The organism is Microterricola viridarii (assembly GCF_001542775.1).
Classification (GTDB): Bacteria; Actinomycetota; Actinomycetes; order Actinomycetales; family Microbacteriaceae; genus Microterricola; species Microterricola viridarii_A.
On sequence record NZ_CP014145.1, the window covers coordinates 2,176,234 to 2,189,430 of the forward strand.

General features: G+C 69.7%; 8 protein-coding genes. 5 read left to right on the forward strand and 3 right to left on the reverse strand.

Annotated features, from left to right (window positions below; translation table 11 throughout):
- Nucleotides 1-213: 213 nt before the first annotated feature.
- From AWU67_RS10040 to AWU67_RS10050, 3 genes are all read right to left on the reverse strand, one after another.
- Nucleotides 214-1,068, reverse strand: a complete 855-nt coding sequence (locus AWU67_RS10040) for an NAD(P)H-binding protein (protein WP_067228460.1) — start codon at nucleotides 1,066-1,068, stop codon at nucleotides 214-216.
- Nucleotides 1,069-1,134: 66 nt separating this feature from the next.
- Nucleotides 1,135-2,502, reverse strand: a complete 1,368-nt coding sequence (locus tag AWU67_RS10045; RefSeq protein WP_067228462.1) for a M18 family aminopeptidase — start codon at nucleotides 2,500-2,502, stop codon at nucleotides 1,135-1,137.
- A gap of 288 nt (nucleotides 2,503-2,790) precedes the next feature.
- On the reverse strand, nucleotides 2,791-3,300 hold the full coding sequence (locus tag AWU67_RS10050) for a nucleoside deaminase (RefSeq protein ID WP_067228464.1): 510 nt from the start codon (nucleotides 3,298-3,300) through the stop codon (nucleotides 2,791-2,793).
- 78 nt (nucleotides 3,301-3,378) lie between these two features.
- Here AWU67_RS10050 and AWU67_RS10055 point away from each other — a divergent pair, with 78 nt between their 5' ends.
- The 5 genes from AWU67_RS10055 to AWU67_RS10075 all read left to right on the forward strand — a co-directional run bounded on the left by AWU67_RS10055 (nucleotide 3,379) and on the right by AWU67_RS10075 (nucleotide 12,616).
- Entirely contained in the window at nucleotides 3,379-5,589 is a 2,211-nt protein-coding gene (locus AWU67_RS10055) for a S9 family peptidase (RefSeq protein WP_067228467.1), read from the forward strand.
- A gap of 127 nt (nucleotides 5,590-5,716) precedes the next feature.
- Entirely contained in the window at nucleotides 5,717-9,367 is a 3,651-nt protein-coding gene (locus AWU67_RS16970; RefSeq protein WP_067228470.1) for a DEAD/DEAH box helicase, read from the forward strand.
- Between the two features lie 156 nt (nucleotides 9,368-9,523).
- Nucleotides 9,524-11,149, forward strand: coding sequence for an APC family permease (locus AWU67_RS10065; protein WP_067228472.1), 1,626 nt, complete (start codon nucleotides 9,524-9,526; stop codon nucleotides 11,147-11,149).
- A gap of 124 nt (nucleotides 11,150-11,273) precedes the next feature.
- Entirely contained in the window at nucleotides 11,274-11,705 is a 432-nt protein-coding gene (locus tag AWU67_RS10070; RefSeq protein WP_067228475.1) for a DUF1761 domain-containing protein, read from the forward strand.
- A 2-nt stretch (nucleotides 11,706-11,707) separates the two neighbouring features.
- Nucleotides 11,708-12,616: a fructose-bisphosphatase class II family protein gene (locus AWU67_RS10075; RefSeq protein WP_067228477.1), complete on the forward strand. Its 909-nt coding sequence runs from the start codon at nucleotides 11,708-11,710 to the stop codon at nucleotides 12,614-12,616.
- The last annotated feature ends 581 nt before the right edge of the window (nucleotides 12,617-13,197 follow it).

Genomic DNA, 13,197 nt, shown 5'->3' on the forward strand with positions numbered 1-13,197 from the left:
CAGCGGGTTTCGACAGGCTCAACCAGCGGACCGGAGATTCCCGTTGGCTGGAGGGAGCGCTAGCGACTGAAGCCCTGACAGTGCGGGACACTGAGCCGGGCTTCGACAGGCTCAACCAGCGGGGCGGAGGGGGCGACAGGCTCAACCAGCGGGGCAGCGGGTTGCGACAGGCTCAACCAGCGCGCTCTGCCGCCAGAGGCTACGAAACACGCCCTAGGCCTGCGCGGGCGGGAACAGGTCGGCGATGCCGCGTGCCGGGTGGCCGGTGAGCCGACGCACGTCATCGCTCACCGCGGCCAACGAGCCGTCGGCGATGGCCGTATAGGTGCTCACCCACGCCTCCAGCTGCCAGGGCTCCGCGCCGTAGTGGGCGCGTGAGGCGTACGCCTCCTCGATGGTCTCGTTCTGAAAGATGAGCCCGGCCGCGGCCGCGATCTCTGCGAGGGTGAGCGCCTCCGGCCCCGTCAGCGCGTACGTCGCATTCACGTGCGCACTCAGATCGCGGATGACGGCGACGGCGGCATCCGCCACGTCGGCGCGGGCCACCGCGGCGACCCGCCCCTGCCCAGCCGGCCCCCGGATCACGCCGTTCTCGTCGGCGAAGTGCGGCAACAGGTCGAGGTAGAGGTTGTCGCGCAGGAAGGTGTAGCGCATGCCGCTGTCCCGGATTACTTCCTCGGTGTACGCGTGGTCCTGAGCGAGGGTGAAGGTTGCACCAGGGTCGGCTCCGATGAACGAGGTGTAGACGATGTGCGGCACGCCGGCATTCGAGGCGGCCCGCACGAATTGGCGGTGCTGGTCGCGCCGGTCGGCCGACTCGGTCGCCGAAACCATGAAGACCACGTCGAGCTCGCCCAGGTCGACCGCGGTGATCGAATCGTAGGAGGCCTGGACCACCTCGATCGCACGGAGCTCATCGCCCGCCGCGCCCGCCGCGAAGTTCGGCAGCCGCGACAGGTCCCGCGCGATGAGCCGCAATGTCTGCTCGGGCACCGGCGACGTCACGAATGCACGGGCGACGAGGCCCCCAATGTGACCGGTCGCTCCAGTGATTCCGATGCGCGTCATGGGGGCACTCTAAACCCGAACCCTGCGAGTGCAAACAGTCCCGGCCAACCTCAGCCGGGCGGCCGGCTAAGACCCGCTGAGGAACGCCGTGATTGCACGGCTGAGCGCGACGGCGTCATCCACGTGCACGAGCTCGCGGGCCGAGTGCATCGACAGCAGCGGCACGCCGACGTCGACGGTGCGGATGCCGAGGCGGGTAGCCGTGAGCGGTCCGATGGTCGACCCGCAGGGCACCGTGTTGTTCGAGACAAATTCCTGGAACGGAACGTCGGCGGCCGCGCAGGCGCGCACCCAGAGGGCCGCGCCGGCGGCATCCGTGGCGTACCGCTGGTTGGCGTTGATCTTCAGCAGCGGGCCGCCGCCGGCGTGCGGGCGCACGTTCGGGTCGTGCCGTTCGCCGTAGTTCGGGTGCACGGCGTGGCCGGCGTCGGCCGAGACGCACCAGGAGCCGGCGAAGGCCTGCAGCTGCTGCGACACCGTCGCGCCGAGGCCGTCGCCGATGCGGCTGAGCACGTCGGCCAAGAACGGCCCACAGGCGCCGGAGCGCGTCTCGGAGCCGAGCTCCTCGTGGTCGAAGGCGGCCAGCACGCTGACGTGCTCGGCCGCGGCGGGTGCCCCGGCATCCGCCCCGCCCCGCGTCGTCGCGAGCGAGGCAACGTCGATCAGGGCGACGAGGGCGGCGTAGACCGAGCTCAAGTTGTCCATCCGGCCGGAGGCGAAGAGCGCGTCGTCCAGACCGAAGCGGGCGGGAGCTGCGGTGTCGGCGGTCAGGATGTCGTAGCCGGCGACGTCTTCGGGCTTCACCCCGGCGATGCTGGCGAGGTGGCCGAGCAGGTCGGCCTGGCTCGGGTCGCCGACGCCCCACACCGGCTGGGTGTGCCGCTGCTTGTCGAGGGACAGGCCGTCGTTGACGCCGCGGTCGAGGTGGATGGCGAGCTGCGGGATGCGCAGGAACGGCCCGGTGCGCACCAGGTGCGCTCGGCCGTCGCGGGTGACGAGGCGCCCGGCGAGCTCGAGCTCGCGGTCGAGCCAGGAGTTCAGCAGTGGGCCGCCGTACACCTCGACGCCGGCCTGCAGCCAGCCGTTCGCCCCGGTGGTGGGCTTCGGCTTGAGCTTGAAGCTGGGAGAGTCGGTGTGCGCACCGAGGATGCGGAACGGGGTGGTGGGGCCGGATGCCGCCGGCTGCACCCACGCGATCACCGCGCCGTCGCGCACCACGAAGTAGCGGCCGGGCGCCGCGTCTTCGCTGGTTGCGGCATCCGTCGCCGGCTTCGGCCACTCGGCGCTCTCGTCGAGGCCGCTGAATCCGGCCTCCTCCAGCCGCCGCGCGACCTCGGCGGCCGCGTGGTACGACGACGGCGACGCCTGGATGAAGCGGGTGAAATCTTCGATGTAGGCGGTGGTGTAGACATCGGCACTGACTTCAAGACTCATGAGTCCATCCAAGCAGACCCCTGGGCCGACCCGGTCGCTCCGGCGGGGTTTCGACAGGCTCAACCAGCGGGAACGCAGGTTTCGACAGGCTCAACCAGCGGGGACACGGGTTTCGACAGGCTCAACCAGCGGGAACACGGGTCTCGACAGGCTCACCCAGCGGGAACACGGGTCTCGACAGGCTCAACCAACGGGGACACGGGTCTCGACGGGCTCAACCAGCGGGAACGCGGGTTTCGACAGGCTCACCCAGCGGGGACACGGGTTTCACCGAGCTCCGCAGCGGCGCTACTCCCAGAACCCGTCGTGCACGGCGCGCGCCTCCGCGGCGAGCGCCACCGCGGGCCCGGTGACGGCGGTGGGCCGCTGGCCGGCCGCGAACACCTCACGGCAAGGCAGCCGCATCGTCGGGTTCTCGGGGTTCGCGCCGGTGATGGCGTACAGCTCCGCCTCGGCGAGCGCGTACACGACCCGCCCGATGCCGGCCCAGTAGATCGCCCCAGCGCACATGACGCACGGTTCACAACTCGTGTACAGCGTGCACGACGCCAGCTCGGCCGGCGAGTAGTCGCGGGAAGCCAGCCGCACCAGGTTGGTCTCGGCGTGCCCGGTGGCGTCATAGGCGGTCGTCACCGTGTTCTCGGCCTCCAGCAGCACGGTGCCGGCGGCATCCGTCAGCACAGCACCGAAGGGGTGGTTGCCGTGACCGCGGGCGAGCTCCGCGACCCGGATCGAATCACGCAGTCGGTCGAGGTCTGCCTGGCTCGGCTCGGCGCTGGCGGGGAGGGCGCTCGTCATGCGCCCATTCTGCACGGACGCCCCCGCGAAGGCCAGCGAAAGCCCCCACCGCACACGCTTCAGGCATACCCTGAAGACATGCTCACGCCACCGCTTGCCGCCCAGGTTCCGACGGAACGCGTTCACCACGGCGACGTCTACGTCGACAACTACGAGTGGATGCGCGACAAAGACAGCCCAGCCGTGCAGGCGCACCTGCACGCGGAGAACGCGTACACGAAGGCCCGCACCGGCCACCTCGGCATCCTGCAGGAGCAGATCTTCGAGGAGATCAAGGGGCGCACGCAGGAGACCGACCTGAGCGTGCCTGTGCGCCGCGGCGACTGGTGGTACTTCACGCGCACACAGGAGGGGCAGCAGTACGGTGTGCACTGCCGAGCACCCATCACGGATGCCGGCGACTGGACGCCCCCGACGATCGCCACCGCCCCGACCCCTCCTGCTGAGACCGGCGCGGCGACCGCGGCACCGGCCGCGCCGACCCTGCCCGGCGAGCAGGTGCTGCTCGACGACAACGTCGAGGCCGAGGGGCACGAGTTTTACGAGCTCGGCACCTACGCGTTGAGCGCCGACGGCAGCATGCTGCTCTACGGCGTCGATGTGGAGGGCGACGAGCGATACACGCTGCACGTGCGCATGCTCGACCGCGCCGCGACCGAGCACGAGGCGGGGGCCGGCGTCATCCGCTTCGGCTCCAGCGATGACCTCGCCGACGAGATCCCGGACACCGCCGCCGGCGCCCTCTTCGACCCGACCGGCCGCTACATCTTCTACACGACCGTCGACGACGCCTGGCGTCCCGACACCGTGTGGCGTTACGACCTGGGTGCCGAGGCGCCAGCCGTGCAGGTCTTCCACGAGCCGGACGAGCGCTACTGGGTGGGCGTGGGAGAGACCCGCAGCCGCAAATACCTGGTGATCGAGCTCGGCTCGAACATCACCAGCGAGACCCGGCTGCTCGACGCCGGCGACCCGACCGGCGAGTTCGCCGTCGTGTGGCCGCGCGTGGACGGCGTCGAATACGACGTGGAACACGTCGTGGTCGGCACGCAGGACCGGCTGCTGATCGTGCACAACCAGGATGCCGTCAACTTCGAGCTGGTGAGCGTGGCGGCCGCCGACCCGCAGGGCGAGCGCCGCGTCATCCTGGCCCACAATCCGGAGGTGCGCCTGGAGGGTGTCGAGGGGTTCCGCGACTTCGTCGCGATCGAGTACCGCCGAGAGGGCCTCACCCGGCTGGCCGTCGCGATGGTGCCGCGCAACGGTGGGCGCTACGAGGACACCCCGCACGAGCTGCACTTCGACGAGGAACTCTTCGCCGTGGGCCTGGCCGGCAACCCGGAGTGGGCGCAGCCGACGATCCGCCTCGGCTACACCAGCTTTGTCACCCCATCGACGGTCTACGACTACGTGGTCGAAGAGAACGAGCTGCGGATGCTGAAGCAGCAGCCCGTACTGGGCCGTTTCGACCCGGCGCTCTACACGCAGCGGCGCGAGTGGGCGACGACCCTCGACGGCACCCGGGTGCCGATCTCGCTGGTCTACCGCACCGACCTCGTGGTGCCGGGAGAACCCGCCCCGACGCTGCTCTACGGCTACGGATCCTACGAGGCCAGCATCGACCCGAGCTTCGGCATCGCCCGGCTCAGCCTGCTCGACCGTGGAATCGTGTTCGCCATCGCGCACGTGCGCGGCGGCGGCGAGCTCGGCCGGCTCTGGTACGAGAACGGCAAGAAGCTGCACAAGCGCAACACGTTCACCGACTTCGTGGCCTGCGCCAAGCACCTGATCGACCGCGATTTCACGGCGAGCGACCGGCTCGTCGCCGAGGGCGGCAGCGCCGGCGGCCTGCTGATGGGCGCCGTGGCAAACCTGGCTCCGCAGCTGTTCTCCGGCATTCTCGCTGAGGTGCCCTTCGTCGACCCGCTCACCTCGATCCTGGACCCGTCGCTGCCGCTGACGGTGATCGAGTGGGACGAGTGGGGCGACCCGCTGCACGACGAGGAGGTCTACTTCTACATGAAGGGCTACTCGCCGCTGGAGAACGTGCACGACACGCACTATCCGCGCATCCTCGCCGTCACCAGCATCAACGACACCCGGGTGCTCTACGTGGAGCCGGCCAAGTGGGTGGCCAAGCTGCGCGAGGTGGGCGCCGACGCGTTGCTGAAGACCGAGATGGCGGCCGGGCACGGCGGCGTCTCCGGCCGGTACAGTGCCTGGCGCGAGCGTGCCTTCAACTACGCCTGGGTGATCGACGCCCTCGGCGCGCACCCGAGCGGCGAGTAAGCGGACCGGCGGCGCTCCCCCGTTGGCTCGAGGGAGCGCCAGCGCCCTCCAGCCGACGTGGAGAGAGGCGCGGCGCCGTGGCGGCCGCACGGCGCTCGCTGTCAGCCGGAGGTGACACACTGGGAGCATGCTCGCACCCACGTACCCGCTCGTGGATGTCGGCGACATCATCCGCCTCGTCGGCCGCGGCCTCTACGAACGCGGCAGGGGGCGTGCCCGTGACGGCTCCGTCAGCGCGGTCGTCTGGGATGAGCCGAGCGAAACCCTCAGCGGTGTGGTGACGGATGCCGGCACCGACCCGTTCAACGTCACGGTGAGCATCGAGCCGACCACCCGAGGCTTCGGCACGCCGTTCGCCAGCGGCTGCGGCTGCCCGCTCAGCGGGGACTGTGCCCACGTGGCCGCCGTGATCCTCAACGCCAACGCCGAGGCCGCCCGCCGCAAGACCACCGAGCCCGCCGAGCCGCGCTACGACGCCGAGTTCGCTGGCCGCGCCGGTGCACCCTCCGGCTGGTGGCCGTCCGACTCCGCCGAGCGTGCCGCCGATGAGTCCCCCGCGGCATCCGACGATGAACTCCCGCCGTGGGCGAACACTCGCGAAGACCCAGCCGCCGGCATCGCGACCCGGGTGTCGCCGAACGCCCCGCGCCCGCCGGCGCTGCCCGCTTGGAAGCAGGCGCTCGGCCCGATCGCGCAACCGGCCGGCGACGCCCGCCTGCGCAGCGACGATGAGGGCGCCCCGACCGGTTCCCGCACCGGCACTGCCAGGGTCGCCGCCGGCCCCACCCCGATGGGCCTGCAGTTCGAGCTGCGCGAGCCCGCCCGCCGCGCCGCCACCCCGTGGGGCGCCCGCCCGCCCCGGCCGACCTTCGGCGGACCGGCCCGCACCACCGCACGGCACGGGGCGCAGCTCATGGTGCGCCCGGTGCTGCATAACGAGCGCGGCAACTGGGTGCGCAGCGGTATCAGCTGGGGCACGCTGAGCTACCAGTCGAACCGGCTCAACCTCGACACGGCCCAGCACCGCTGGTTCTGCGAGTTCGGAGCCCTCTACCGCGCCTCCCGCTTCACCTACACCGGCGAGGACGCTGACTGGATCATCCTCGAGGAGTTCGCCAGCCCGTTGCTCTGGCGCCTGCTCGAACGGGCCGCGGAGCTCGATATCCCGCTGCTCGGCGCCAGCAAGGCGCTCAGCGTGCGCCTCGCGGGTTCGGCCGGCCTGAGTCTGGATGCGACGTCGGCGGGCGACGCCGACGCCGCGCCTACCCCGGCGGATGCCGGCCTGCTGCTCTCCCCCGTGCTCACCATCGACGGCGCAGCCCACTCGACGGGCCAGGCCGCCGCGATCGGCGAGCACGGCGTGTACTTACGCGAGACCGCCGAGATCGTCGAGCCCGTGCGCTACGGCCGGCGCACCACGGCACAGAAGGTCGCCGACGCCCTGGCGGCGAACGAGAAGGCAACCGAGAAGGCCACCGCGGCTGCCAGCACCGAGCACACCACGATCACCCTGGCCCCGCTCGACGCCCCGCTCACCCCCGAGCTGCGCGGCCTGCTCGGGCAGGCGAAACCGCTGGCCGTGGCGCCGGAGGAGATCGCCGAGTTCCTCGAGGGTTACTACCCGCAGCTGCGGCGCCGCATCGAGGTCACCAGCAGCGACGACTCTGTCGAGTTGCCCGCGCTGCAACGGCCGACGCTCGTGCTCACCGCAACATTCCGCCCGAAGCATGTACTCATGCTGCAGTGGGCATGGGAGTACCTGGACGGACGCGAGCCCGGCGACGACCCTGATGCAGAGGCCGAGATCACTGAGCGGCTCTACGACGAAGCGCAGGTCGAGCCCGAGACGCAGGCCCGCCTGCTGGAGGGCATCGACGCCGCCGAGTTCTGCACCGCAACGCTGCCCCGCATCGAGCGCATCGACGGCGTGCGCGTCGACGTGCAGGGCAAGCGCCCCGACTACCGGGAGCTCACCGAGGCGCCGGAGCTGACCATCAGCACCGTCGAGTCCGAGCAGACCGACTGGTTCGACCTCGGCGTCGTCGTCACCGTCGGCGGCCGCAAGGTGCCGTTCGGACCGCTGTTCCAGGCGATGGCCAAAGACAAGAAGAAGCTGATGCTCATCGACAACAGCTACCTGTCGCTGGAGCACCCGGCGCTGGACCGGCTGCGCGTACTTATCGCCGAGGCCAAGGCGCTCTCCGAGTGGGAGACCGGGCTGCGCATCAGCCGCTACCAGACCAGCCTCTGGGCCGACTTCGAAGACCTCGCCGACCACACCGAGCAGGCCCAGTCCTGGCGGGAGTCCGTCGCTGGGCTGAACGCCATCGACTCCCTGGCGCCGACCCCGGTGCCGGATGCCGTCGCCGCCACGCTCCGCCCCTATCAGCTCGACGGCTTCACCTGGCTGGCCTTCCTCTGGCGGCACAGCCTCGGCGGCGTCCTCGCCGACGACATGGGCCTCGGTAAGACGTTGCAGGCGCTGGCGCTCGTCGCCCACGCCGTCGAGCAGACGCCCGCAGACAAGCGCCGGCCGTTCATCGTCGTCGCCCCGACCTCCGTCGTCTCCAACTGGGCGTCCGAGGCCGCGCGGTTCACGCCCGGACTCACCGTGCGCACCGTGAAGACGACGCAGGCCAAGGGCAGCGCGACGCTCGCCGAGCTGGCATCCGGGGCCGACGTCCTCGTCACGTCCTACGCATTGTTCCGCCTCGACGAGGCCGCCTACGGCGCGCTGGAGTGGGCCGGGCTGATCCTGGACGAGGCCCAGTTCGTCAAGAACCACAAGGCGCGCGCCCACCAGGTGGCCAAGGAGTTCGCCGCGCCGTTCAAGCTCGCCATCACCGGCACCCCGATGGAGAACAACCTGCTCGAGCTCTGGTCGATGTTCTCCATCACCGCGCCCGGGTTGTTCCCCAGCGCCCGCAAGTTCACCGAGACCTATGTGCGGCGCCTGGAGAAGGGCGTCGACAAGGCCGAGAACCGTGAGTTGCTCGACACGCTGCGCCGCCGCATCCGCCCGCTGATGATGCGCCGCACCAAGGAGCTCGTCGCGCCGGAGCTGCCGGCCAAGCACGAGCAGACGCTCGCCATCGACCTGGAACCGCGGCACGCCAAGCTCTACGAAACGATGCTGCAACGCGAGCGGGCCAAGCTGTTCGGCCTGATCGACGACATGAACAAGAACCGGTTCATCGTGTTCCGATCGCTCACGCTGCTGCGCATGCTGAGCCTGGATGCCTCGCTCGTCGACGACAAGTACGCCCACATCCCGTCCAGCAAGTTGGACGCCCTGCTCGAGCAGTTGGAGGACGTCGTTGCAGAGGGGCACCGCGCGCTCGTGTTCAGCCAGTTCACCGGGTTCCTGCAGAAGGCCGCCGCCCGGCTCGAGGAGCGCGGCATCGCCTACGCCTACCTGGACGGCTCGACGACCAAGCGCGATGAGGTGATCGGCGGGTTCAAGCAGGGCGAGGCCCCCGTCTTCCTGGTCAGCCTGAAGGCCGGCGGATTCGGGCTCAACCTCACCGAGGCCGACTATGTGTTCCTGCTCGACCCGTGGTGGAACCCGGCCAGCGAGGCGCAGGCTGTCGACCGGGCGCACCGCATCGGACAGACCAAGAACGTGATGGTCTACCGAATGGTCGCCACCGGCACGATCGAGGAGAAGGTGATGGCGCTCAAGGAGCAGAAGGCGCGCGTCTTCAGCGCCGTGCTCGACGACGACGCCGCGTTCAGCGCCGCGCTGACGGCCGACGACATCCGCGGACTCCTGGCCTAGCCCCACAGCTGCCCGTCAACACTCTCTGTCAAAACTCTCAGGTGGTGCTCGCCCAAACGGGCTTACACTTTCCCCGATCAGATCGCTCATAGCTGAACGACCGCGTTGACCCCGCCGCGCCGCCCGTTGAGACGGCTGCCCTGTTGGGAGAGTCTGATGAGTTCACCCATTCCATCGAGCGGGGCGGATGCCGCGGCATCCGGAACCGCGGCCACCTCGAACGCCGTCGACAGCAAGGGCCTGAAGGGCGGCGCGCTCGGTCTCGTCTCCAGCGTGGTGATCGGCGTGGCCTCGACGGCCCCGGCCTACAGCCTGGCGGCGAGCCTCGGCTTCATCGTGGCCAGCGGCGGCTCGCTGCTGGCCGGGGTGAAGGCGCCCGGCATCGTGCTGCTCGCCTTCGTGCCGATGTATCTGATCGCCGTCGCCTACGCCGAGTTGAACAAGGCGGAACCGGACTGCGGCACCACCTTCACCTGGGGTACCCGGGCGTTCGGCTCGGTGACCGGGTGGATGGGCGGCTGGGGCATCATCGTTGCCGACGTGATCGTGATGGCGAACCTCGCCGCGATCGCCGGCTCCTACACGTTCACCTTCGTCGGCGGCCTCGGCTTTCCCGCGGTTGCCGATCTGGCCAACAGCGTGCTCTGGTCGACGGTCGCCGGGCTGATCTGGATCATCGTGATGACGTGGATCTGTTATCGAGGCATCGAGCTCTCCGCGCGGATCCAGGTCGTACTGCTCAGCATCGAGATCGTTGTGCTGGTGCTCTTCGCCGCGTTCGCGCTGGTGCGGGTGTTCACCGGCACCGCCGAGTCGTACTCGCTCGTGCCGACGCTGGACTGGTTCAACCCGTTCACCCTCGATTTCAGCAGCATCATCGCGCCGGCCATGCTCACCGCGATCTTCATCTACTGGGGTTGGGACACAGCCGTCTCGATCAATGAGGAGACCGAGGAGCCGGACAAGACCCCGGGCCGGGCCGCCATCATCAGCACCCTGCTGCTGCTGGTCACCTACGCGCTGGTCACCACGGCCGCGGTCGCGTTCGCCGGTACTGGCACCTCCGGCATCGGGCTCGGCAATGAGGCGAACGCCAACGACGTGTTCACGGCGATCGGCCCTGCCTTGTTCGGGGATTCGCCGCTCGGCAAGATCTGTATGTTGTTGCTCGCGGCATCCATTCTCACCTCAGCATCGGCCTCCACCCAGACCACGATCCTGCCGACAGCCCGCACCGCGCTCTCCATGGCCGCGTTCAAGGCGATCCCGGAACGCTTCGCACGCATCCACCCGCGCTTCCTCACGCCGACCTGGGCGACGGTTGGCATGGGCATCGTCTCCTGCGCGTTCTACCTGATCTTCACCCTGATCAGCCCCAACCTGTTGAACGCCCTGATCGGCTCGATCGGTCTGATGATCGCGTTCTACTACGGCCTCACCGGCTTCGCCTGCATCTGGTTCTACCGGCGCACACTCACCTCCTCGGCGCGCAACATGATCATGCGTGGAATCTTCCCGCTCGTCGGCGGCCTCATGCTGCTCGCCGTCTTCATCTACGGCACCGTGCAGTTCGCGGCTCCCGATTGGCTGACGGATGCCAATGGCAACAACGTCACAATCTTCGGCATCGGCGCCGAGGCGGTCGTCGGCATCGGCGGCCTGTTGATCGGGTTGGTGCTGATGGGCATCTGGTGGGCACGGAAGCCGGACTTCTTCCGCGGCAAGACGCTGCCGCGGCGGGTCGCAGAGCGCGAGGTCGAACCGTCCTCCACTGCGCCGTAGACCGCACTGCGTATCCGGCCCTCCGCACCCGGCCCTCCGCGTCCAGCCATCCGCACCCGGCCCTCCGCACCTGGCCCGGAGTAGACTTCCAGCACACACTCAGCTTCAACGCTCGGAGGCGCACATGGTTCCCGAAATCAACTACTGGGCTGTGCTTCTGGCGACCGCCTCGAGCATGGTCGTCGGCTCCATCTGGTACACACCGAAGGTATTCGGTAACTACTGGATGAAGCAGGCCAAGATCACGCCGTCCGGCAACGCCAAGGACGCGATGTGGCCGATCATCGTCACCGTGATCGTCAGCTTCGTGACCTCCTGGGTGCTCGCCGGCGCCGTCTACATCGCCTGGGACTTCTATGGCGGCAGCTTCCTGCTGAACGCGTTGTTCACCGGCATCATCCTCTGGGCCGGATTCACGGCGGCCCGCTTCATCACCCACGACGCGTTCGACGCCCGCCCCACCGGGCTCACCGTGCTGAACATCGCCCACGAGCTGGTGACCATCGTGATCATGGCTCTCATCATCGGCGTCTGGCCGCCGGCCGGCTCCGTCTAGCCGTGAGCGACACCCCCTCCCCCGGGCCTGCGACCGTCATCGGTTCCGAGAACTTCCCGCCCGAGCTGGTGGCCGCGATCGTGCGGGCGACCGATTCCGCGGCTGCCGCATCCGCGGCGCTCGTCGGCAACGGCGACAAGAACGGCATCGACGAGGCCGCCGTCAGGGCGATGCGCGAGGTGCTGCTCCGCGCGCCGTTCGCCGGAACCGTCGTCATCGGCGAGGGCGAGAAGGACGACGCCCCGATGCTCGCCAACGGCGAGCAGTTGGGGCTCGGTTTCGATGCCGCGCGGGGAGCGGCGCAGCTCGCGCTCTTCCCCGAATGCGACATCGCCGTCGACCCGCTGGACGGCACCCGGCTGGCCGCCGAAGGTCTGCCCGGCGCGGTCTGCGTGATCGCGATCGCCCCGGCCGGCACGCTGTTCGACCCGCGCGACGTGTTCTACATGCACAAGCTCATCGCCGGCGCGGACGGGGTCGGCGTGCTCGCGCTCGCTCTGCCCGCCACCGAGAACGTGCGCCGTCTCGCGGATGCCACCGGTCGCCCGGTCGGCGATCTGACCGTGGCCGTGCTCGACAAGCCTCGGCACGCGGAACTCATCTCGGAGCTGCGCGCCGCCGGCGTGCAGCTGCGTCTGGTCGGCGAAGGCGACATCGGCACGGCAATCGAGGCGGCGACCCCCGGTTCCGGAGTCGACCTCGCGATCGGCGTCGGTGGAACCCCGGAGGGTGTCATAGCGGCCTGCGCCGTGCGCGCTCTCGGCGGATTCATGGAGGGCCGGCTTGCCCCGCAAGGCGACGCCCAGTTGCGCCTCGCGCTGGCCGCCGGGCACGACCTCGAGCGCGTGCTCACCCTCGACGACCTCGTCGCGAGCAAGCGGGTGCTCTTCGCCTCGGCCCCGGTCACCTGACCCGCGCCACTGCCGCATCCGCGTTCGCTGCTCGGCCCTCCCCCGACGATTGAGCTTGCCCCGCTGGTTGAGCTTGTCGAAACCCCGCGGCCCGTTCCCGCGGCGTTCCCGCTGCGGCCCGTTCCCGCGGCATTTTCCCGCTGCGGCCCGTTCCCGCGGCATTTTCCCGCTGGTCGAGTAGGCCCGCCAGGGCCGTATCGAAACCCGGCTTCCAGCGCGCAACCACCCCCGGCACGAGGTCTCGATACGCTCGTTCCTCGCTACTCGACCAACGGGTCCCGCCGAGCCCAGCCCCCGCCGGTTGAGCCTGTCGAAACCCCGCGGCCTTTTCCCGCTGGTCGAGTAGGCCCGCCAGGGCCGTATCGAGACCCGGCTTCCAGCGCACAACCGACCCCGGCACGAGGTCTCGATACGCTCGTTCCTCGCTACTCGACCAACGGGTCCCGCTGCGGCCAGTTCCCGCGGCCGTTCCCGCTGGTCGAGTAGGCCCGCCAGGGCCGTATCGAGACCCGGCTTCCAGCGCGCCACCGCCCTAGGCACGAGGTCTCGATACGCTCGTTCCTCGCTACTCGACCAACGGG

Coding starts and splice junctions, on each gene's coding strand:
- AWU67_RS16970 (WP_067228470.1), top strand. CDS start 5,717: ATGCTCGCACCCACGTACCCGCTCGTGGATGTCGGCGACATCATCCGC.
- AWU67_RS10065 (WP_067228472.1), top strand. CDS start 9,524: ATGAGTTCACCCATTCCATCGAGCGGGGCGGATGCCGCGGCATCCGGA.
- AWU67_RS10055 (WP_067228467.1), top strand. CDS start 3,379: ATGCTCACGCCACCGCTTGCCGCCCAGGTTCCGACGGAACGCGTTCAC.
- AWU67_RS10045 (WP_067228462.1), bottom strand. CDS start 2,502: ATGAGTCTTGAAGTCAGTGCCGATGTCTACACCACCGCCTACATCGAA.
- AWU67_RS10040 (WP_067228460.1), bottom strand. CDS start 1,068: ATGACGCGCATCGGAATCACTGGAGCGACCGGTCACATTGGGGGCCTC.
- AWU67_RS10070 (WP_067228475.1), top strand. CDS start 11,274: ATGGTTCCCGAAATCAACTACTGGGCTGTGCTTCTGGCGACCGCCTCG.
- AWU67_RS10050 (WP_067228464.1), bottom strand. CDS start 3,300: ATGACGAGCGCCCTCCCCGCCAGCGCCGAGCCGAGCCAGGCAGACCTC.